Here is a 21336-nt window from a genome sequence, read left to right as displayed (position 1 = left end):
GTCACCAGATGGTCACGTCGAGCTTGACCAGGCCGAGATCGTAGGGGATGTCGGCGATCCGGACGGCGATCACGGCGCCCTTGCTGCTGGTCAGGCAGAGCGTCGCGCCGGCCCGAAGGCCCTTGGCGTCGTTGGCGGGGCGCTCGGCGGCGGTGGCGTAGCGAAAGCTCTTGATGGTGCCGGCCCGGGCGGCTTCGCGGCAGCCGGCTTCGGTGAGCTCGGTGCCGGGCGGGAGCACGGCGGCGAGGTTGCCGAGCACGAGGGTGGGCGCCGGGTGGTCGTGGGCGACGAGCTCGTAGGACTTCTGGTCGGCCTCGGACATCGCGTTCCAGTCCTCGTCGGTGACGAGGGTGGAGAGCGGCTTGTCGTTCGGGGCGTCCAGGTCGATCAGCTCGTAGCCGGTGCTGACCACGTCGATCTGGAACGAGACGGTGCGCGGCGCCCGGATGCTCGGACTCGGACTCGGGCTCGGACTCGGTTCGGCGGACGGCGACGGGAGCGGCGACGGCGCGGGCACGGACGGGGCCGACGGCACGGGCGCCGACGGTGGCGGCGGGACCCGGGGAGTGCTGACGGCCTCATTGGACTTGATGCCGATGGGGAGCGCCGTGATGATGCCGGCCGCGTTCATGGCGAGGACGGTGATCGTGGTGACCGTCCCCAGGATGGCGAGCGAGAGCAGCAGGGCGCGCCGGTTGGCCTGGGTGTCCGGGGCCTCCCAGGAGACGCCGTCGCGGCTGGCGTGGAACGTCACCCGGTCCGGATGGCCCTCGGCGGGGTGCGGGCCGTCCGGCTGCTCCCCGTCGTGAGGTGGGGGCCCGGGGTCGGGTGCGGTCACGTGGCTCTCCTGCGGTCGGATCTCGTTCGCCACCGTACAGTTGGCGCCGCCGACCGCCGGTGGCCGTCCGATGCCTGGTCAGGGGCTCGTCGGCAGCCGGTCGGCGGCTTCTCTGCTGGGCGCATGCCCCGTCCCGGTGCCGGTGGAACTGATCCTTTCGGGGTGCGCACCGATCGGGTGAATCGCTCGTTCGAGCGATCCGCGCCGGGGCCGGCTGACGGCCTGTCGGCAGAACGGGATCCGGGGGTCAGACGGCGGACTCGATGCGTTCCACGATCAGTTCGCACAGTTCGTGGGTGCGCAGCGCGTCGGTGGCGTCGAGGGTCTTGCCGGCCCGCAGCGCGTCCAGGAAGTGCAGGACCACCTGTTCGATGCCGCGCTGGCGGGCGACCGGCACCCAGTCGCCGCGCCGGCGGACGGTGGGCTGGCCCTTGTGGTCGATGACGTCGGCGAGGTTGTGGACCTCGCGCTTGGAGTCGGCTCCGGACACTTCGAGGATCTCCTCGGCGGAGCCCGAGACCCGGTTCATCAGGCCGAGCGCGGTGAAGCCCTCGCCGGCCAGGGTCAGCACGACGTGCTCGACCAGGCCGCCCCGGACCCGGGCCCGGACGTCCACCTGCTCGATCTCGCCGGGGGCCAGGAATCGCAGCGTGTCCACCACGTGGATGAAGTCGTCGAAGACCAGGGTGCGGGCCTGCTCGGGCAGCCCCTCGCGGTGCTTCTGCAGCACGATCAGGTCGCGCGGGCGTTCGGCGGCCAGCAGGTAGCCGGGGGCGTGGCGGCGGTTGAAGCCGACCATCAGCGAACGGCCTTCGCGCCCGGCCAGCTCGACCAGGTGCCGCGCGCCGTCCAGATGGTAGGCCAGCGGCTTGTCCACGTACACCTCGACGCCCCTGGTGAGCAGCTTCTCCACGATCGGGACGTGCTGCTCGGTGGCGGCGTGCACGAACGCGGCCCGGATGCCGGAGTCGATCAGCTCGTCCAGGTCGGTGGTCCGGAACGGGATCCGGTAGGCCTCGCCGATCCGGTCCAGCTTGGCCCTGTCCCGCGTCATCAGCCGCAGGTCCAGGCCGGGCTGGGCGGTGAGGACCGGCAGGTAGGCCTTCTGCGCGATGTCTCCGAGCCCGATGACACCGATCGGAAGGGCGGCGGTGCGGTCGGACTCGTGATCGCTCATTCTGGGCACTCCTGCGAGGTGGATGACGGCCCGGCGCGGGCCACCCGGCAGCATATGCCAGACCGCTGTTGAGCAGTCAGGTTGCGGATGGACCGGCCGAATCACCCCGTCTCCGGGCTCCGTTTCGACGACTGCGCCTGCGCCGCCGATGCGCCCAGCATCCCGCGGAAGTCGGCCACCGCGTCCGGCAGTTGGCCGGCATAGCCACCCTGGGCCAGGCGCAGCACGAACTCGACGGCGTCGTCGGGGTGCGGGTCGGTGTAGGGCTGGTGGTTGTAGTCGAGGAACAGCAGCATCGACTCGAAGCTGGTGCGCTTGTTCCGGTCCGTCATGGGGTGGTTGCGGGCCAGGGATTCGCCGAGGGCGACCGCCTTGGTCCACACGTCCGGGTAGGCGTCGGCGCCGAACACCGAGGCCTGCGGGCGGCCGAGTGCGGACTGCAGCAGGGAGCGCTCGCGAACGGTGGCGACCTCGCCCAGCAGGTGGGTGAGGTCGTCCTCGTCGAGGTAATCGGTCGCGCGCACGGTGGTCACAGGTCGGCCAGCCTCTCCAGCGTCTCCGCGTTGGCCGCGCGTATCCGCGCCACCAGCGCGGCCCGCCGCTCGGCACGCTGCGCGGGCGCCCAGGCGAGGGCGCGCGGATCCCGCTGCTGGTCCTGCTGCTGTCCCTGCTGCTCCATGGTGGCGCTCCCTCCCGGTTCCGTCGGTTCGGGCACCGACGGTAGTGAACCGGAAGGCGGCCGTCCACCGATTTAGGAGCGCGGAGGGCCCGTCAAACCGCTTGCCCCGCGCGGCGGTCGAGGTGGCCGGCGGCTTCGGCGAGGGCGCGTAGGACGGGCCGGATCAGGGGGTGGAGTTCGGCGCCGGCCCGGGTCGCGGCGAACACCTTGCGGGTGGCGAGGGCGCTGGTGACGGGGCGGACGGCGACCCGGCCGCGGTCGGCGGCGCGCAGGGCGGAGCGTGGGACGAGGGCGACGCCCGCGCCGGCCGAGGCGAGTGCGGTGACGGCGCTGAAGTCGTCGGAGGAGTGCACCAGCCGGGGCTGGAAGCCGGCGTTCTCGCAGGCCAGCAGGACCACGTCGTGGCAGGGGTTGCCGGGGTAGGGGCCGATCCACGGTTCGTCGGCGAGTTCGGCGACGGCGACGGGGCCGGTGCCGGCGGCGAGCGGGTGGTCGAGCGGGAGGACGGCGTCGAAGGGTTCGGCGTACAGCGGGAGCCGGGTGAGCCGCCGGTCGTCGGGGCGCGGGGCGCCGCGGTATTCGACGGCGACGGCGATGTCGGCGCGGCCGTCGAGCAGCATCGGCAGGCTGGCGTCGCCCTCGGAGTCGCGCGCCTTGACGCGCAGGCCGGGGTGGGTGCCGGCCAGTGCGGCGATCGCGGGGGCGAGGACCATGGCGATGCCGGTGGCGAACGCGGCGACGGTGACTTCGCCGGCGGCTCCGGAGCTGTAGGCGGCCAGGTCGGCCTCGGCGCGTTCCAGTTGGGCGAGGACGGCGTCGGCGTGGCAGACCAGGATCTCGCCGGCGGCGGTGAGGCGGACGCCCCGGCCGTCGCGGACCAGCAGGGTGTGGCCGGTCTCCTGTTCGAGGGCGGCGAGCTGCTGGGAGACCGCGGAGGGGGTGAGGTAGAGCGCGGCCGCCGCGGCGGTCACGGTCCGGTGGTCGGCCACGGCCCGCAGGGTCCGCAGCCGTCGTGCGTCGATCACGGGTCAATTCTGCCAGCGCCGCGGGGGTGATCCGAACGGGTGCTCGGAGGTGGCGCGGGGAGCCGGGGATCGGCTCCCCGCGCCTCGGCGGGCCGCCCGGGGGATGGGAAGGAGGCGGCCCGTCGCGGATGGCGCGGTTGAGGGTTGGCCCGCGCCGGGTCGTGGGGCTTACTCTCCGAGCGCGGCCCGGGCGTCGATGAACGCGGCGACGGCGCGCTCGACGTCCTCGGTGCTGTGCGCGGCGGACAGCTGGACCCGGATCCGGGCGGCGCCGTGCGGCACCACCGGGTAGGAGAAGCCGATCACGTAGACGCCGCGCTCCAGCAGCAGCTCGGCGAGGCGTCCGGCCTTGGCGGCGTCGCCGATCATGACGGGGGCGATCGGGTGCTCGCCGGGCAGGATCTCGAACCCGGCCTCGGTCATCCTGGTGCGGAACAGCTCGGTGTTGGCGGCGAGCTTCTCGCGCAGGTCGTCGCTGGTCTCCAGCAGGTCGAGCACGGTGAGCGAGGCGGCGGCGATCACCGGGGCGAGCGAGTTGGAGAACAGGTACGGGCGGGAGCGCTGGCGCAGCAGCGCGACGATCTCGCGGCGGGCGGCGACGTAGCCGCCGGACGCGCCGCCGAGGGCCTTGCCGAGGGTGCCGGTGATGATGTCCACGCGGTCCATCACGCCGTGCAGCTCGGGGGTGCCGCGGCCGGTGGGGCCGACGAAGCCGACGGCGTGCGAGTCGTCGACCATGACCATGGCGTTGTAGCGGTCGGCGAGGTCGCAGATCTCGGCGAGCGGGGCGATGTAGCCGTCCATGGAGAACACGCCGTCGGTGACGATCAGCCGGCGGCGGGCGTCCTGGGTGGCCTTGAGCTGCTGCTCCAGGTCGGCCAGGTCGCGGTTGGCGTAGCGGTGGCGGCGGGCCTTGGAGAGCCGGATGCCGTCGATGATGGAGGCGTGGTTGAGGGCGTCGGAGATGACCGCGTCGCGCTCGTCCAGCAGCGTTTCGAAGACGCCGCCGTTGGCGTCGAAGCAGGAGGAGTAGAGGATGGTGTCCTCCTGGCCGAGGAACTGGGAGAGCCGCTGCTCCAGTTCCTTGTGCACGTCCTGGGTGCCGCAGATGAAGCGGACGGACGCCATGCCGTAGCCCCAGCGGTCCAGCGCCTCCTTGGCGGCGTCGATCACCTTGGGGTGGTCGGCGAGGCCGAGGTAGTTGTTGGCGCAGAAGTTGAGCACCTGGCCGCCGGTGCCGGAGGTGACGGTGATCTCGGCGGACTGCGGGGTGCCGATGACGCGTTCGGGCTTGAACAGGCCGGCTTCGCGGATCTCGACGAGGGTGGCGGCGAGGTCGTCGCGGACGGTGTCGAACACGGGGGTGTCGCTCCTAACGAGGGTCAACAGGCTTGCCGAGCTTGCGGTCTAGAGCGTGGTCCAGTCGAGGATGACCTTGCCGCAGTTGCCGCCGGCGGCTTCGTCGAAGGCGGCCTCGAAGTCCTGGGCGGCGTGCCGGCCGGTGATCACCGGGCTGAGGTCGAGTCCGCCTTCGAGCAGCACGGACATCGCGTACCAGGTCTCGAACATCTCGCGGCCGTAGATGCCCTTGATGGTGAGCATCGAGGTGACCACGGCGGACCAGTCGATCGGGAACTGGTCGGCGGGCAGGCCGAGCATGGCGATCTTTCCGCCGTGCGTCATGTTGGCGATCATCGACTGCATGGCCTCGGGGCGGCCGGACATCTCCAGGCCGACGTCGAAGCCCTCGCGCAGGCCGAGCTGGTGCTGGCCGTCCTCGATGGTGTGCTGCGAGACGTCCAGGGCGAGGGTGACGCCGAGCTTGCGGGCCAGCTCCAGGCGGTACTCGGAGACGTCGGTGATCATCACGTTGCGGGCGCCGGCGTGCTTGGCGACGGCGGCGGCCATGATGCCGATCGGGCCGGCGCCGGTGACCAGCACGTCCTCGCCGACCATCGGAAAGGACAGCGCGGTGTGCACGGCGTTGCCGAACGGGTCGAAGATGGCGGCCACGTCGAGGTCGACGGGGACGCGGTGCACCCAGACGTTGGAGGCGGGCAGCGCGACGTACTCGGCGAACGCGCCGTCGCGGTTGACGCCCAGGCCGATGGTGTTGCGGCACAGGTGGCGGCGGCCGGCCAGGCAGTTGCGGCACTTGCCGCAGACCAGGTGACCCTCGCCGCTGACCAGGTCGCCGACGCTGATGTCGGTGACGGCGGCGCCGAGGGCGGCGACCTCGCCGACGAACTCGTGGCCGATGGTCATCGGGGTCTTGATGGTCTGCTGGGCCCAGCCGTCCCACTTGCGGATGTGCAGGTCGGTGCCGCAGATGCCGGTGCGCAGGACCTTGATCAGGACGTCGCCCGGGCCGATCTCCGGCTCCGGGACGTCGGTCATCCACAGGCCGGGGGCGGCGTCCAGCTTGACGAGTGCCTTCACTGCGAGGGCTCCTGACGCGAAGTGCGGGCGGTCCTGCGGTCGGCAGGCCCGGGGGTGGCCCGGCGTGCGGCGGTTCACCGGCCGGGCAGGGTGAAATCTGCCTGGTCACGGGGGGTGCGGTCCATCGAGGAATTCTTAACGGGTGCCACAGCAGGGCTGAACGATCGTGCCCGAGCAGGACGGCGCGGCGGTCGGCGGCGTGCCGGAAAGCACCCGGACGGAGCAGCGCCACGGGGGCCCGGACGGCCGCTCGGCGCGCCGTCCACAACCGCTGTGCCTTCAGTCGGCGTTCGCACCCGGCAGGTAGTGCGCCAGGTACGCGAGGTGCTCGGGGTCGAGGTCGGCCGCGCGTCTGCGGTCGTTGATCGCCTCGATGAGGTGGCCCTCGGCGAGGAAGCGGTAGGCGAAGATCTCGGTGCTCGGCGCGTTCCAGAACAGCTCCGGGGACGAGGGCATGACCAGCTCGCCGTCCGGTCCGTAGCGGGCCTCCGGTTCCTCGGTGAGGTCCCGGGCCGAACTGACCACCGCCGACTGCCCGTTGTGGTGCAGGTACAGGTACCAGACGATGCAGCTCTGCTGGTCGCGGAAGAACGCCACCAGCCGGTCGGCCGGGTCCAGCGGGCTGGGCACCGGGCCGGAAACGTCCGTCCACGCGCCGCCGCCGACCCGGTCGAGGCAGCGGTGCAGAGCGGCCCGGGTGATCAACGCCAGGAAATCCGCCGGGAGTTCGAGCCCGTCCCGGGCCAGCTCGGCCGCGATCGGGTCCGTCACGGCGGTGCGGTAGTCCAGCGGCTCGCCGGTCTCGCCGAACCACGCGTAGTCGCCGACGAAGCTCGCCTCGTCCAGCGGCGGCACGGTGTCCGGGGCGTAGGCCTGGAACCAGGCGAAGGTCCGGGACTGCCGGTCGTACGGCCGGTAGGGGCCGATGCCGTACCCGGCCCAGCACGCCGGCAGCCGCACCGCCGACGGGCCGTCGCCGATCGCCCGGTACGCGTCCTCCGGTGGCGGCGGCGCTGCCGCGAGGACCCGCGTGTGCGGGCTCCACCGCGCTTCGGGCAACTGGACGTCCGGGTGGCCGAGTTCGTCCGGCAGCGGGTCCCGGTCCTCCGGGGCGGGCTCGGGCTCGGGCACCAGGAACCCGCCGAGGTCGTCGCGCCGGTCCTCGGGCCAGCGGGCGTCGATGGCCCGGGCCGTGGCGGTGCAGTCGGGGCACTCGTCCTGGCCGCCGCCCCACATGCCGAACGGCGAGCCGGTCAGGTCCGGGCGTTCGATCCCGCAGAGCGTGCGCCGGAAGTACCCGTACGCGTGCCGCCGGGCATCCGGCAGCATGTCGCTCCAGGCGGCCTCCCACCGCAAGTCCCACTCGCTGTACGCCTGCCGGGCGCACGCGCCGTCGAGGCCGACCCGGACGACCGCGAAGCACCAGGTGCAGATCCGGATCTCGCGGTACCACCGGGAAGGCGGCACGTCGTACTTGGCCAGGTCGTGGTCACAGAGGTCGCAGCGCATGACGTTGATCATGCCGTTCGCCCCCGACACCGGCCGTCCGAGCACTACGCTGCGCGCGTGACTGAGCAATCGAACGCCCGTCTTGAGGAACTTCTCGACAGCCGCGCGGACGGGCACGAGCCCGCGCCGGAGGCGGTGCTGACCGCACTGTTCGAGGGCGGGGCCTTCATTCCCGTCACCACCGACCGGAAGGTGATCGTCCTCCCCGACGACGAGATGCCGCCCACCCTGCTCGGATTCACCGGCGCGGAGGTCGGCGCGGAACTGCTGCCGTCGGCCCCCGCGATGCTGCACTGCGACGTGGCGCAGCTGCGGGACATCCTGGCGCAGACCGGCATCGCCCGGCTCGCGATCCGCTCCAGGGACGGGCAGGCGCTGCTGCCCGAGCAGGTGCTGCGCGACTGGGCGGACTACGGGCCCGGAACGGAGATGGAATACGGCCCGTCCACCGACCCGACCGCGATCGCCCTGCGCGACGCGATGGCTCGGCGGATCCGCGAGTTCCCCGCCGTCCGCTCGGTCTGGGTCGCCCGGGTGACGGCCGAGGGGGAACACCTGATGGTGCACTTCGCCGTGGACGAAGACCTGCCCTCCGGTTCCGCCGACCGCCTGATGCAGACTGTGCTCCGCGAGGACGTGGAACTCGGCCCGGGCCGGCCCAAGGTCGCGATGGCCGCCCTGAACACCATCACCCACGCCGACACCATCGCCCAACTCGACCGCCAGGGCCTGGACACGGTGCGCCACGACGCCGAATCGGGCCAGGTCCAGGTGGTCTCCCACGAACACGACGACCCGATGAACACCCCCGCGCCCCCGCCCAACTCGCCTGCGGGGAACGGCAGTCGGGCGTCGAGGAGACCCGGCGGGCAGCAGCCGCCCAAGAACTCCGGTGCGCCCGGGAACAAGCAGTCGAACCACCGTCTCGCCGAGCTCCTCGACAGCCACACGGACGGGCACGAGCCCGCGCCGGAGGCGTTGCTCGCCGCGCTGGTCGAGGGCGGGGCGTTCATTCCCGTCACCGACGCCTGGAAGGTGATCTTCCTCCCCGACGACGACCAGTCGCCCATCCTGATCGGGTTCACCAGCGCGGAAGTCGGCGCGGAGCGATTTCCGACGGCCCCCGCGATGCTGCACTGCGACGAGGCACGGCTGCGGGACATCCTGGAGCAGACCGGCGTCGGCAAGCTCAAGGTGTACTCCGGGCGCTGGTGGGCGTCCTTTCCCGGGCAGCTGCTGCGGGATCGGGCGGCCTACGGACCCGGGGCGGAGTTCAGGCTCGACTGGTCCACCGACCCGACCGCAGTCGCCCTGCGCCAGGCCCTGGTTCGGCGGATCCGCGAGTTCCCCGCCGTCCGCTCGGTCTGGATCGCACAAGTCCGGTGGCAGACCACCGGCGAGGAGCACCTGCTGGTGCACATCTCGGTGGACGAGGACCTTCCCTCGGGCTCGGCCGACCGCCTGATGCAAACCCTGCTCCACGAGGAGGTGGAGCAGGGCCCGAAGCATCCGAAGATCGGGATGATCGCCCTGAACACCACCACCCACGCCGACACCATCGCCCAACTCGACCGCCAGGGCCTGGACACGGTGCGCCATGACGCCGAATCGGGCCAGGTCCAGGTGGTCTCCCGCGAGTACGACGGCCCGCCGGCGGACGCCCCCGCGCCGCCCCGGCCCCCGGCCAAGCGCCGCTGGTTCGGCCGTTCCTGACGACGGCTCCACGCTCAACCGCCGTGTGGGGCCAAGGCGTTGGCGTAGTCGGGCAGTTCGACCTCGCTCGCCTTCGCGGCCTGGGCCTCCATGATGGAGCGCAGTGGCCTGCGGGTCATCCAGCGCATGGACGCGGCGCGCAGCGCGATCATCGTGCGGCCGTTGGGGGCGTAGCCCGCCATGCCTCCCGGGGGAAGTTCCTGGGCCTTGGCGGCGTAGGGCTTCATCCGGTGCTGGAAGCGGGCGAAGGCGGTGGTGAAGTCGCCGTTCGCGGTGGCGAGTTCGCCGGCCAACAGGTAGGCGCCGACCAGCGCGAGGCTGGTGCCGAGGCCGGTGAGCGGGGTGGGGCAGCAGGCGGCGTCGCCGATCAGGGCTGTTCGACCGCGGGTGTAGCGGTCGAGGCGGACCTGTCCCAGGTGCTCGAAGAAGAAGTCGTCGGCCTCCGTCATCGCGGCGAGCAGTCGGTCGACCTCCCAACCGGCCCCGGCGAAACGGTCGGTGAGCAGGCGCTGCTGGGCGGCGCGGTCGCGGCGGTCGTAGGCGAGGGGGGCGGAGCGGAAGCTGAGTCCCGCCTTGACCTCGCCGGGCGCCCGGCCGGGGCGGGCCATCGCCACCCGCCCGCCGGGGGCGTTGTACATCAGGAACCAGTCGTCGAGGTCGAGGCCGAGGCGGGCGGTGAACCACGCGGTGTAGCCGCCGATGGGGACGAAGTGCTCGCTCTCGGGCCCGAAGGCGAGCCGGCGGACGGTGGAGTGCAGGCCGTCCGCACCGACCACCAGGTCGAAGCGGCGGGGCGGGGCGTTCTCGAACGTGACGTGCACGCCGTCGGCGTCCTCCCGGAGGGCGGTGACGGTGTCGTCGAAGAGGTACTCGACGTCGTCGGCGGTGGCCCGGTACAGCACGGTGGCGAGGTCGTCGCGGAGGAGTTCGAGGTCGGAGACGATGCCTTGGCCGCCGAAGGCTTCGGTGGGTATCTCGGCGATGCGCTTGCCGTCCCGATCGACCAGGGCGAGGCCGCGCTGGTCCACGGTGACCTGCCGGACCTGGTCGAGCAGGCCCATCCGCTCGATGACGGTGCGTCCGGCGCCGCGCAGGTCCACGGCCTGTCCGCCGGGGCGGGGCGCGGGGGCGCGTTCCACCACGACGGGACGGAAGCCGGCTTTGCGTAGCCAGTACGCCAGGGTGGGTCCGGCGATGCCGCCGCCGGAGACGAGGATGTCCGCGTTCTTCATGGCATCGAACGTACGGCGTACGCACCGCACTGCACAACCCAATCAAGCCGATCCCTCGAATTACTGCACTAGTGCACTAGTGCAGCCCGAAGCACTCCGAACCCTGGTACGGTGCCGAGACGGGCAGCTGGCACGGGCCGACTGGTGCACTAGTGCGGAGGTGGAGCGGGTGGATCGCTACGAACAGATCGCGGGCGAACTGCGGCAGCGGATCGAGCGCGGCGAGCTCCGGACCGGCGACCGGGTGCCGTCCACCCGGGAGATCACCCGCCGCTGGAACGTGGCGATGGCCACCGCCACCAAGGTGCTGACGGAGCTGCGCGGCCAGGGCCTGGTGCGGATGGTCCCCGGCGTCGGCACCGTCGTCGCCCAGGCCGCCGCTCCCACCGCGCACGGCGCACCCGCCACGCCCACCGCACCCGCCAGGCCCGCAGCCCGCACGACCGCCGGCGGCGAGCGGCAGATCCCGCGCCGGCTCACCGTCGAGGGCGGCCTGACGGCGGACCGGATCGTCGCGGCGGCCGTGGCGATCGCGGACGCCGAGGGCCTGGAGGCCCTGTCGATGCGCCGGGTGGCGGCCGAGCTGGACGCCGCCACCATGTCGCTGTACCGGCACGTGCCCGACAAGGACGGCCTGGTGCACCTGATGATGAACCAGGTCTTCGCCCACATGAGGTTCTCCCCCGCCGACGCCGCGCTGCCCTGGCGGGCCCGGCTGGAACTGGCCGCCCGCCTGCTCTGGGACCTGTTCCGGGCGCACCCCTGGCTGGCGTCCGCAATGTCGGTGACCCGCCCCCAACCGGTCGCCAACGCGCTGCCGTACGGCGAGTGGGTGCTGTCCACCCTGGTCGCCGAGGGCCTGGACGTTCAGACAGTGTTCACCGCGTACCTGACGCTGTTCAACTACATCCGCGGCACCGCGCTCAACCTGGAGATGGAGGCCGCCGCCGAGGCCGCCACGGGGCAGGACGCCGAGGCCTGGATGGACCAGCAGGAGCCCCGGTTCATGGAGTTGATCGCCGAACACCCCACCTTCCTCCGACTCACCCACGAGAGCTACGACTTCGACCTCGACCAGCTCTTCGAGTTCGGGCTCCAGCGCCTGCTGGACGGCCTCGCGGTACTGGTCAACTCGGCCGCTCAGCCCAGCAGTTCGCCCAGGTCGTAGGAGACCGGCTCCTCCAGCTGCGCGTACGTGCAGCTCTCCGGCGTGCGGTCCGGCCGCCAGCGCTTGAACTGGGTGGTGTGCCGGAACCGGGTGCCCTCCATGTGGTCGTAGCCGACCTCGGCCACCCGCTCGGGGCGCAGCGGCACCCAGGAGAGGTCCTTCTTGCCGGTCCAGCGGCTGACCGCGCCGGGGAGCCGACTGCTCGCCTGGGCCTGTTCGTCCGCCCAGGCCGCCCACGGGTGGCCGCTCAGGTCGTCGGCGTCGAGCCTCAACGGGGCGAGTTCCTCGGCGAGTTCGCGGCGGCGGGCCATCGGGAAGGAGGCGCTGACGCCGACGTGCTGGAGGCGTCCGTCGGGGTCGTACAGGCCGAGCAGCAGGGAGCCGACCACGGGGCCGCTCTTGTGTTCGCGGTAGCCGGCCACCACGCAGTCGGCGGTGCGGACGTGCTTGACCTTGAACATGGTGCGCTCTCCCGGCCGGTACGGGGCGTCGAGCGGTTTGGCTACCACGCCGTCCAGGCCGGCGCCCTCGAAGCGGGAGAACCAGCCGCGGGCGGTGTCGAGGTCGGTGGTGGCGGGGGCCAGGTGGACGGGCGGGGTGCCGTCCGCCAGCAGCTGGGCGAGTTCGGCGCGGCGTTCGATCAGCGGGCGGGTGGTGAGGTCCTCGTCGTCGAGGGCGAGCAGGTCGAAGGCGACCAGCGAGGCGGGAGTGCGTTCGGCGAGGGTGCGGACCCGGGACGCGGCGGGGTGGATGCGTTCCAGCAGTTCCTCGAAGTGCAGCCGTCCGTCGTGCGCGACGACGATCTCGCCGTCCACCACGCACCGCTCGGGCAACTGGTCCCGGACGGCCGCCACCACCTCGGGGAAGTATCTGGTCAGCGGCTTGCCGGTGCGCGAGCCGAGTTCGATCTCGTCTCCGTCGCGGAACACGATCGCCCGGAAGCCGTCCCATTTCGCCTCGTACTGCATGCCGGGCGGGATCGCGGTGACGGCCTTGGCGAGCATCGGCGAGACCGGCGGCATCACGGGTAGCTGCATGCCCCCGATGGTCCCCGGCCCGCGCACCGCGCCACGGCGTGTCGAGCCGCCCCGGCGTGTCGGCTGCCTGAGCGCGGTGGGCGCAACGCGCGGCGGGCGCAACGCGCGGCGGGTGCAGCGGGTAGTGGGCGCAGCGGGCGCAACGCGCGGCGGGCGCAACGCGCGGCGGGCGCAACGCGCGGCGGGCGCAACGCGCAGTGGGCGCAACGCGCGATGCGTGGGCGGGCCGCCTAGCGTGGACGGCATGGCTTCTGCTGTGGAACTGGAGGTCGGCGGCCGCACGGTACGGCTGTCCAACCCGGACAAGGTGTACTACCCGGAGCCCGGGTACACGAAGCGGGACGTCGCCGAGTACTACCTGGCGGTCGCCCCGGGCGTGCTGCGCGGCCTGCGCGAGCGGCCGACCACGCTGCAGCGCTTCCCGGACGGCGTGGACGGCGAGTTCTTCTACCAGAAGCGGGCGCCGAAGGGCCTGCCGGAGTGGCTGCCGACCGCGCGGATCGCCTTCCCGTCCGGCCGCAGCGCCGACGAGATCTGCCCGACCGAGGACGCCGCCGTGCTGTGGGCGGCCAACCTGGGCTGTCTGACCTTCCACCCGTGGCCGGTGCGCCGCGCGGACACCGAGCACCCCGACGAGCTGCGCATCGACCTCGACCCGCAGCCCGGCACCGACTTCACCGACGCCGTCCGCGCGGCGCTCCAACTGCGGCCGCTGCTGGAGGAGTTCGGCCTGACCGGCTGGCCGAAGACGTCCGGCGGCCGGGGTCTGCACGTGTACGTGCCGATCGAGCCGCGCTGGACGTTCACCGACTGCCGGCACGCCGTCATCGCGCTCGGCCGCGAGTTGGAGCACCGCAGCGGCGGCGAGGTCACCACCAAGTGGTGGAAGGAGGAACGCGGCGAGCGGATCTTCGTCGACTACAACCAGATGGCCCGCGACCGCACCATCGCCTCCCCGTACTCGCTGCGCCCCCGCCCGCAGGCCACCGTCTCCACGCCACTGCGCTGGGAGGAGGTCGAGCAGGTCTCCCCCACCGAGTTCACCCTGCGCACCGTGCCCGAGCGGTTCGCCGAACTCGGCGACCTGCACGCCGACATGGAACGCCGACCCGCCTCCCTGGAGCGCGTGCTGGAGCTGTACGCGCACCAGGACGCGGGCGATCTGCCTTACCCGCCGGACCACCCGAAGATGCCGGGCGAGCCGCGCCGGGTGCAGCCGAGCCGGGCCAAGAAATGACCCGCCCTCACTCGAACAGGTCGGGCTGTTCGCGGGTGATCTGGTCGTACAGGGGCTGGTAGTTGACCCAGCCGGCCAGGTCGTTGCCGATCTGGCGGTAGGTGAGGGCGGCGTTCTCGGGGGAGATCGGGACGGTGGGGCCGGCGGCCTGGGCGAGCAATTGGACCTGGCAGGAACGTTCCATGGTGATGAACCACCAGGCGGCGGCGTCCACGGTGCTGCCGACGGTGAGCAGGCCGTGGTTGCGCAGGATGACGGCCTTGTGCGGGCCGAGGACGGTGGCGATCCGCTCGCCCTCCTCCAGGTCGGTGACCAGGCCGGTGTAGTCGTCGAACAGGGCGTGGTCCTGGTAGAAGGCGCACACGTCCTGGGTGATGGGCTCAAGGCGGCGGCCGAGGGCGGACAGCGCCCGCCCGTGGGTGGAGTGGCTGTGCGCGGCGGCGACCACGTCCGGGCGGGCCCGGTGGATGGTCGAGTGGATGACGAACGCGGCCTGGTTGACGGGGTAGCGGCCCTCGACCACGGTGCCGTGGTGGTCGACCAGCACCAGGTCGCTGACCTTGATGTGCTTGAAGGACAGGCCGAACGGGTTGACCCAGAAGTGGTCGGTGAGTTCCGGGTCGCGGGCGGTGATGTGCCCGGCGACGCCTTCCTCGAACCCGAGCTTGCCGAAGATCCGCAGCGCGGCGGCCAGGCGTTCCTTGCGGTGGCGGCGCTCCTCCTCGACGGTGTCGAAGCTCGGTGGCAGTCGGAAGATCAGGTTGCCGGGCAGGCGGTCGAGCAGGGACTCGGTGTCGGACATGGCAGGTCACCTCTCCATGGGGTGCGCACTGGCGGGGGCGGGCACAGCTCACCAGGGCCGGCCGGGCCGGGCATAGGCTTGCGGCGCCCAACGCGGACGGCGCCGATTGTCCGCCGGGGTCAAGCACGAGCGGGGTCGAGCACCGGCAGGGTCGAACACAGGCCGGATCGAGCACCGGCAGGGTCGAGCACAGGCAGGGTCGAGCACAGGAGGTTGACGGTCGGTGGAGGCGTTCGTGCGGCTGGTGGCCGGGCGCACCGAGGACCCGGAGGTGCTCGCGGCGGCGGTACGGGCCGCGCGGGCCGCGTCCGAGCTGGTCGCCGCGCTGCCGGAACGGGAGGTGCGACGGCACACCCGGGCCCTGCTGGACGGGGTGCGCGCGGCGTTGCAGGGCGACGGCGAGCCGGGGGCGCAGGCGCTCGCGGCGGCGGCGCTGCTGGGCTCGGACCGGGCGCGCCAGGGGGTGCCGGTGGCGGCGCTGCTGGACGGTTTCCAGGCGGGCCGCTCGCACCTGGTGGGGGCGGTGATCGCGGAGGGCCGGCGCTGCGCCGTCCCGGCGGACGAGCTGCTGGACGGCGTGACCCGGATCGACCACATCACCATCATGCTGGCTCGCCGCATGGTGCAGGCGCACCGGGTGGCGGAGCTGGCGGCGGCCCGCACCGCCCGCGAGGGCCACGCCCAGACCCTGCGTCAACTCCTGCACGGGGAACAGGTGGAGACGCCCGGAGCGCCGCTGTCGCCGACCGGCCGGTACCGGTGCGTGGTGACGGCGGTGAGCGATCCGGCGCTGGCGGGCCCGCTGGAGCAGGCGCTCGCCGCGGCGGGCCCCGGCCTGTGCGGTTTCGTGGACGGCCGGCTGGCGGCGCTGACCGGACCCCTGCCCGTCCTGCCCATCGACGGCCCGACCGCCGTCGTCACGCCGCCCGCCGAACCGTCCGGCCTGGCCCCCCTGTACGTCCTCGCCCGGCAAGCCCTTCGAGCCGCCGAGGCGGCCGGCCTGACGGGACTTCACCACTTGGCCGAGCTGGCCCTGCTCACCGCCACGCCCGCCGAGAGCGAGCTCGGGGCCCTGCTGGCGGGCTCCCTGCTGGGCGCCCTGGACCCCGGCGATCCCTTCCACCGTGAGCTCGCCGCCACCGCTCTGGCCCAGCTGACCCACGGCGGCCGCACCGACCGGACGGCCGCCGAGTTGCACGTGCACCCCAACACGGTGAAGTACCGGCTGCGGCGACTGCGCGACCTGACCGGTGGCGACCCGCTGACCGGTGGCGTCGAGCACACCGCGCACTGGTGGTGGGCGCTGCGCAGCTGGCTGGAGCGTGGGGCGCCGCCCCGGGCCCGCCCGCAGAGCGCGGCGGGCCCGGGCGCGCCTGGACCGTCGTCGGTCACTTGTTGATGCAGATGTTCCCGACCGCCGGGTTGAGCAGGCCGACGATGTTGACCGAGTTGCCGCAGACGTTGGCCTGCACCTCGATGGGGATCTGGATCAGGTTGCCGGAGAGGACGCCGGGCGAGTTGGCGGCGACGCCTTCCGCTTCGGCGTCGGCGGCGGCGGAGCCGGCTCCGACGAGAAGGCAGGCCACGGCCAGTCCGGAGGCGGCGAGGGACGTGCGAATACGCATGGAAAACTCCTCATGTGATGATCGGACAATCTGACCCCGATCACACCTGCTCAAGCGCCCCGAACCTCCGCATTGAACGGATCGTGGGCGTGTCCGCCGCCCGCCCCGAACCGGGCCCGATGCCCAACCGGTCCGGTGGTCCGGCCGGACGGGCCGCCGCGACCACGCCGACCCTGGTGATCGCGGGCGGTCCGGCCAGTCACCGACCGCAGAGCCGGGTCGCCGCGTCGGCCCGCACCATCCCCCACGGCCGCCTGCACACCGTCCCGGTGGGACACCTGGTGCACGAGGCGGCCCCGCCTGGCGATCGACTTCCCTACGGGGGCCGGCTGCCCGGGGAGCCGGTCAGCTCCGCAGGAACTCGCGGTTGAGCCGGGCGATTCCGGTCAGCGGGATCCCCTTGGGGCAGGCGGTGGCGCACTCACCGGTGTTGGTGCAGCCGCCGAAGCCCTCGGCGTCCATCGCGCCCACCATGTTCCGTACCCGCGAGGCGCGTTCGGGCGCGCCCTGCGGGAGGACGCTGAGGTGGACGACCTTGGCGGCGGTGAACAGCATCGCCGAGCCGTTGGGGCAGGCGGCGACGCAGGCCCCGCAGCCGATGCACTCGGCGTGCTCGAAGGCGAGGTCGGCGGCCTCCTTGGGGACGGCGGTGGCGTGCGCCTCGGGGGCGGAGCCGGTGGGTGCGGTGATGTAGCCGCCGGAGCCGATGATCCGGTCCAGCGCGGAGCGGTCCACCACCAGGTCGCGCACCACGGGGAAGGCGCCGGCCCGCCAGGGTTCGACGTCGATGGTGTCGCCGTCGTTGAAGTGCCGCATGTGCAGCTGGCAGGTGGTGGTGCGTTCGGGGCCGTGCGCCTGGCCGTTGATGACCATGCCGCAGGCGCCGCAGATGCCTTCGCGGCAGTCGTGGTCGAAGGCGACGGGGCGCTCGCCGCGCAGGATGAGTTCCTCGTTGAGGGTGTCCAACATCTCCAGGAAGGACATGTCCTCACTGATGCCGGATATCTGATAGATCGTCATCTCGCCCGGGGTGTCCGGGCCTTGCTGGCGCCAGATGCGCAGGGTGAGGTTCACGCGTAGCTCCGCTGGGTGGGGTGGACGTGCTCGAAGACGAGCTCTTCCTTGTGCAGGACGGGGGCGTCGCCGGTGCCGGTGAACTCCCAGGCGGCGGCGTAGCTGAACTCCTCGTCCCGGCGAGCGGCTTCGCCGTCGGGGGTGGCGGATTCGGTGCGGAAGTGGCCGCCGCAGGACTCGCTGCGGTGCAGCGCGTCCAGGCACATCAGTTCGGCGAGTTCGAAGTAGTCGACCAGCCGATTTGCCTTCTCCAGCGCCTGGTTGAGTTCGGCGCCGGTGCCGGGAACCTTGATCCGCCGCCAGAACTCCTCGCGCAGTTCGGGGATCCGGGCCAGCGCGTGCCGCAGGCCGGCCTCGTCGCGGGCCATCCCGCAGTTGTCCCAGAGCAGTTCGCCGAGTTCGCGGTGGAAGGAGTCGGGGGTGCGGTCGCCGTCCACCGAGAGGATCAGGTGCAGCCGGTCCGTCACCTCGGCCTCCACCTCGGCGAGTTCGGGGTGGTCGCCGGGGACGGGCTCCAGCGGGGTGCGGCCCAGGTAGTCGTTCAGCGTGGGCGGCAGGACGAAGTAGCCGTCGGCGAGGCCCTGCATCAGCGCGCTCGCGCCGAGCCGGTTGGCGCCGTGGTCGGAGAAGTTGGCCTCGCCGATCGCGAACAGGCCGGGGACGGTGGTCTGCAGGTCGTAGTCGACCCACAGGCCGCCCATCGTGTAGTGGATCGCCGGGTAGATCCGCATCGGCACGGTGTACGGGTCCTCGGCGGTGATCCGCTCGTACATCTCGAACAGGTTGCCGTACTTGGCCTCGACGGCGGCCCGGCCGAGCCGGGCGATCGCGTCGGCGAAGTCCAGGTACACCCCTTGCCCGCCGGGGCCGACGCCGCGGCCCTCGTCGCAGACCACCTTGGCGGCCCGGGAGGCGATGTCGCGGGGCACCAGGTTGCCGAACGCCGGGTAGATCCGCTCCAGGTAGTAGTCCCGCTCGTCCTCGGGGATCTGCCCGGGCGGCCGGTTGTCGCCCTTCGCCTTCGGCACCCAGATCCGGCCGTCGTTGCGCAGCGACTCGCTCATCAGCGTCAGCTTGGACTGGTGGTCGCCGGAGCGCGGGATGCAGGTCGGGTGGATCTGCGTGAAGCAGGGGTTGGCGAAGTACGCGCCGCGCCGGTGGGCGCGCCAAATGGCCGTCGCGTTGGAGTTCTTGGCGTTGGTGGACAGGTAGAACACGTTGCCGTAGCCGCCGGTGGCGAGCACCACGGCGTCCGCCAGGTGGGAGCGGATCTCGCCGGTGACCAGGTCGCGGGCGACGATGCCGCGGGCCCGGCCGTCGATCACGATCAGGTCGAGCATCTCGGTGCGGGCGTGCAACTCGACGTTCCCGGCGGCGATTTGGCGGGACAGCGCCTGGTAGGCGCCGAGCAGCAGCTGCTGGCCGGTCTGGCCTCGGGCGTAGAAGGTGCGGGAGACCTGGACGCCGCCGAAGGAGCGGGTGTCGAGCAGGCCGCCGTACTCGCGGGCGAACGGCACGCCCTGGGCCACGCACTGGTCGATGATCTCCACCGAGACCTGGGCCAGGCGGTGCACGTTGGACTCGCGGGCGCGGAAGTCGCCGCCCTTGACGGTGTCGTAGAACAGCCGGCGGATCGAGTCGCCGTCGTTGCGGTAGTTCTTCGCGGCGTTGATGCCGCCCTGCGCGGCGATCGAGTGGGCGCGCCGCGGGGAGTCCTGGAAGCAGAACTGGACGACGTGGTAGCCCTGTTCGGCGAGCGTCGCGCCGGCCGCGCCGCCGGCCAGGCCGGTGCCGACCACGATCACGGTGTGCTTGCGGCGGTTGGCCGGGTTGACCAGCTTGGCCTCGAACCGCCGCTGGTCCCACCGCTGTTCGATCGGCCCGGCCGGGGCCCGGGTGTCGGCGACGGGCGCGCCGACGGTGTAGTCGAGGTAGCTCATCGGGGCCTCTCCGGCGTTCGTTCCGTCGTGGTTCATCGGACCAGTCCCGCCATCACGGAGACCGGCACCGACAGGAAGCCGACCGTCAGCAGCAGCGCCAGCGCGTTCGCGGCGAGCTTCAACACCCGGTCGCGGCGCGGGTTGTTGACGCCAAGGGTCTGCGCGGCGCTCCAGAACCCGTGCCGGATGTGCAGCCCGAGCGCGAGCATCGCCAGGCAGTAGATTCCGCCGCCGTACCAGGTGGAGAACGAGGCCACGATGTTCCGGTACGTGTTCCCCTCCTCGGCGGCCGGATTCACGGTGAGCGTGGTCAGGTCGAGGATGTGCCAGACGACGAACAGGCCGAGGATCACCCCGCCCCAGCGCATCGTCCGGGTCGCGTAGCCGGCCTGTCGGCGCCGGTGCACGTACTGCTGCGGGCGGGCCCGCAGGTCGCGGCGGGAGAGCTGGTAGGCGGCGACGCCGTGCGCGACCACGGCGGCCAGCAGGACGGCGCGGGCCAGCCAGAGGAACCAGCCGAAGTGCAGCAGCGGCTGGCCGATGGTGCGCAGCCAGTGTGCGTAGCCGTTGAGGTCGTCCGGGCCGAAGAACACCTTGAGGTTGCCCAGCATGTGGGCCACCAGGTAGGCGAGCATCAGCAGCCCGCTGACGGCCATCACCGCCTTCTTGCCGACGGAGCTGCGCCACAGCGCCACCGCGGCGGACGGATGCCGACCGGGAGTGAGGGTCCGGTTCTCCCGGTTTGTCCGGGTAGCAGAAGCCATGAGCATGACGGTAGGCCCGGCGCGCAGGCGCTGTCCAAGACATGAAACCGCTGCCGACGATAGGCGATTCCTATGATTGCTGCCTAGGATGGCCGGTGTGCAGTTGCAGCAGCTCACCTACTTCGTCGCCGTCGCCGACGCCCGGCACTTCACCCGGGCCGCCGAACTGACGCACGTCTCACAGCCGTCACTCTCGCAACAAATCCGCTCTCTGGAACAGGAGTTGGGCGCGGAGCTGTTCCACCGATCGCGCTCGGGCAGCTCGCTGACCGACGCCGGGCAGGCGCTGCTGCCACTCGCCCGGCGCATCCTGGCCGACGCGGAGAGCGCCCGGCGGGCCGTCGCCGAGACGGTGCAGCTGCGCCGGGGCCGGGTCCGGTTCGGGGCGCCGCCCTCGCTCTGCGCCAGCCTGGTGCCCGAGGTGCTGCGCGCCTACCGGGCGCTGCACCCCGGCGTGGACCTGCGGCTGACCGAGGGCGGCTCGCGCGACCTGGTCCGCGATCTGGAGGCCGGTGAACTCGACCTCGCCCTGATCATCGCCGAGCCGTCCGCCGCGCCCGCCGGCCTGTCCGTCACGCCGCTGCTGCACGAGGACCTGGTGCTGGTCTCCGCCGAGCCGCTCCCCCGCCGCCGGGCCCGGATCACCGACCTGCGCGGCCAGGGCCTGGTGATGTTCCGGGAGGGCTACGACGTCCGCGAGACCACCCTCGCCGCCTGCCGCGCGGCCGGCTTCGAGCCGACGTACGCCGTCGAGGGCGGCGAGATGGACGCCGTCCTGGCCGCCGTCCGGGCCGGCCTCGGGCCCGCCGTCGTCCCCGGCATGGTCGCCGCCCGCTCCGGCCTGGGCTCCACGCCCTTCGCCCCGCCCGGCCTGGGCCGCACCATCGCCCTCGCGCACGGCCGCGACCTCCCGCTGACCCGCGCCGCGAGCGCCTTCCGCGGCACCCTGCTCGCCTACCTGGTCGACGCCGACCGGGCCGGATCCCTCCCGCCGGGCAGCCGCCTGCTCCCACCGGACTGACCGCCGCATAGGCTGACGGAAGGAACGTTCGTTCAACGAAAGGCGGTCCGGGTGTC

The 21336-nt window shown here is 72.4% G+C and carries 20 protein-coding genes; 5 read left to right on the top strand and 15 right to left on the bottom strand.

Annotation, left to right across the window (positions count from 1 at the left end):
* Nucleotide 1 precedes the first annotated feature (1 nt).
* The 8 genes from ACZ6R9_RS24035 to ACZ6R9_RS24000 all read right to left on the bottom strand — a co-directional run bounded on the left by ACZ6R9_RS24035 (nt 2) and on the right by ACZ6R9_RS24000 (nt 7679).
* Complete coding sequence (locus ACZ6R9_RS24035) at nt 2-838, bottom strand: hypothetical protein (protein WP_465540256.1); 837 nt, start codon at nt 836-838, stop codon at nt 2-4.
* Between the two features lie 247 nt (nt 839-1085).
* Nucleotides 1086-2015 (bottom strand): Gfo/Idh/MocA family protein, encoded by a 930-nt coding sequence (locus ACZ6R9_RS24030; RefSeq protein WP_465540254.1) that lies wholly within the window; start codon nt 2013-2015, stop codon nt 1086-1088.
* A gap of 101 nt (nt 2016-2116) precedes the next feature.
* Nucleotides 2117-2539 (bottom strand): type II toxin-antitoxin system death-on-curing family toxin, encoded by a 423-nt coding sequence (locus tag ACZ6R9_RS24025; RefSeq protein ID WP_465540252.1) that lies wholly within the window; start codon nt 2537-2539, stop codon nt 2117-2119.
* 5 nt (nt 2540-2544) lie between these two features.
* Complete coding sequence (locus ACZ6R9_RS24020) at nt 2545-2694, bottom strand: hypothetical protein (RefSeq protein ID WP_465540250.1); 150 nt, start codon at nt 2692-2694, stop codon at nt 2545-2547.
* Between the two features lie 92 nt (nt 2695-2786).
* Nucleotides 2787-3719, bottom strand: a complete 933-nt coding sequence (locus ACZ6R9_RS24015; RefSeq protein ID WP_380478714.1) for a LysR family transcriptional regulator — start codon at nt 3717-3719, stop codon at nt 2787-2789.
* Nucleotides 3720-3887: 168 nt separating this feature from the next.
* Nucleotides 3888-5078, bottom strand: coding sequence for a glycine C-acetyltransferase (locus ACZ6R9_RS24010; RefSeq protein ID WP_380478716.1), 1191 nt, complete (start codon nt 5076-5078; stop codon nt 3888-3890).
* A gap of 48 nt (nt 5079-5126) precedes the next feature.
* Entirely contained in the window at nt 5127-6158 is a 1032-nt protein-coding gene (tdh, locus tag ACZ6R9_RS24005) for an L-threonine 3-dehydrogenase (protein WP_380478718.1), read from the bottom strand.
* Between the two features lie 279 nt (nt 6159-6437).
* The gene (locus tag ACZ6R9_RS24000; protein WP_465540248.1) at nt 6438-7679 is read right to left on the bottom strand and encodes a hypothetical protein; all 1242 of its coding nucleotides are present in this window, start codon (nt 7677-7679) and stop codon (nt 6438-6440) included.
* Nucleotides 7680-7724: 45 nt separating this feature from the next.
* Between ACZ6R9_RS24000 and ACZ6R9_RS23995 the strand changes: the two genes are divergently transcribed.
* A complete protein-coding gene (locus ACZ6R9_RS23995) occupies nt 7725-9380 on the top strand; it encodes a hypothetical protein (RefSeq protein ID WP_465540247.1) in 1656 nt (551 codons plus the stop codon).
* Nucleotides 9381-9394: 14 nt separating this feature from the next.
* On the opposite strand, the gene ACZ6R9_RS23990 is transcribed toward ACZ6R9_RS23995, so the two are convergent.
* Nucleotides 9395-10612, bottom strand: a complete 1218-nt coding sequence (locus ACZ6R9_RS23990) for an FAD-dependent monooxygenase (protein WP_465540245.1) — start codon at nt 10610-10612, stop codon at nt 9395-9397.
* 169 nt (nt 10613-10781) lie between these two features.
* On the opposite strand from ACZ6R9_RS23990, the gene ACZ6R9_RS23985 reads away from it, so the two are divergent.
* The gene (locus ACZ6R9_RS23985; protein WP_465540243.1) at nt 10782-11780 is read left to right on the top strand and encodes a TetR/AcrR family transcriptional regulator C-terminal domain-containing protein; all 999 of its coding nucleotides are present in this window, start codon (nt 10782-10784) and stop codon (nt 11778-11780) included.
* Here the strand turns inward: ACZ6R9_RS23985 and ACZ6R9_RS23980 are convergent.
* Nucleotides 11753-12817 carry an ATP-dependent DNA ligase gene (locus ACZ6R9_RS23980; protein ID WP_465540242.1) on the bottom strand — a complete coding sequence of 355 codons (1065 nt, stop codon included), beginning with the start codon at nt 12815-12817 and terminating at the stop codon, nt 11753-11755. The two genes, ACZ6R9_RS23985 and ACZ6R9_RS23980, sit on opposite strands and share 28 nt — an antisense overlap.
* A 244-nt stretch (nt 12818-13061) precedes the next feature.
* Here ACZ6R9_RS23980 and ligD point away from each other — a divergent pair, with 244 nt between their 5' ends.
* Complete coding sequence (gene ligD / locus ACZ6R9_RS23975) at nt 13062-14054, top strand: non-homologous end-joining DNA ligase (protein WP_380478729.1); 993 nt, start codon at nt 13062-13064, stop codon at nt 14052-14054.
* Between the two features lie 7 nt (nt 14055-14061).
* On the opposite strand, the gene ACZ6R9_RS23970 is transcribed toward ligD, so the two are convergent.
* On the bottom strand, nt 14062-14856 hold the full coding sequence (locus ACZ6R9_RS23970) for a class II aldolase/adducin family protein (protein ID WP_465540240.1): 795 nt from the start codon (nt 14854-14856) through the stop codon (nt 14062-14064).
* A 223-nt stretch (nt 14857-15079) separates the two neighbouring features.
* Between ACZ6R9_RS23970 and ACZ6R9_RS23965 the strand changes: the two genes are divergently transcribed.
* Nucleotides 15080-16255 (top strand): helix-turn-helix domain-containing protein, encoded by a 1176-nt coding sequence (locus ACZ6R9_RS23965; RefSeq protein WP_380478733.1) that lies wholly within the window; start codon nt 15080-15082, stop codon nt 16253-16255.
* Here the strand turns inward: ACZ6R9_RS23965 and ACZ6R9_RS23960 are convergent.
* From ACZ6R9_RS23960 to ACZ6R9_RS23945, 4 genes are all read right to left on the bottom strand, one after another.
* Nucleotides 16245-16481, bottom strand: coding sequence for a chaplin (locus ACZ6R9_RS23960; protein WP_380478735.1), 237 nt, complete (start codon nt 16479-16481; stop codon nt 16245-16247). The two genes, ACZ6R9_RS23965 and ACZ6R9_RS23960, sit on opposite strands and share 11 nt — an antisense overlap.
* A 345-nt stretch (nt 16482-16826) precedes the next feature.
* Complete coding sequence (locus ACZ6R9_RS23955) at nt 16827-17555, bottom strand: succinate dehydrogenase/fumarate reductase iron-sulfur subunit (RefSeq protein WP_380478737.1); 729 nt, start codon at nt 17553-17555, stop codon at nt 16827-16829.
* The gene (locus tag ACZ6R9_RS23950; RefSeq protein WP_465540346.1) at nt 17552-19495 is read right to left on the bottom strand and encodes a fumarate reductase/succinate dehydrogenase flavoprotein subunit; all 1944 of its coding nucleotides are present in this window, start codon (nt 19493-19495) and stop codon (nt 17552-17554) included. The genes ACZ6R9_RS23955 and ACZ6R9_RS23950 overlap by 4 nt, the downstream gene beginning before the upstream one ends.
* 32 nt (nt 19496-19527) lie before the next feature.
* On the bottom strand, nt 19528-20259 hold the full coding sequence (locus ACZ6R9_RS23945; RefSeq protein ID WP_380478739.1) for a succinate dehydrogenase cytochrome b subunit: 732 nt from the start codon (nt 20257-20259) through the stop codon (nt 19528-19530).
* Nucleotides 20260-20356: 97 nt separating this feature from the next.
* On the opposite strand from ACZ6R9_RS23945, the gene ACZ6R9_RS23940 reads away from it, so the two are divergent.
* Entirely contained in the window at nt 20357-21280 is a 924-nt protein-coding gene (locus ACZ6R9_RS23940) for a LysR family transcriptional regulator (protein ID WP_465540236.1), read from the top strand.
* Nucleotides 21281-21336: the final 56 nt, after the last annotated feature.

It is taken from the genome of Kitasatospora sp. NPDC048662, assembly GCF_055587065.1.
Note: the sequence above shows the minus strand (reverse complement) of the source record. Positions and strands in the feature narration are given on the sequence as shown.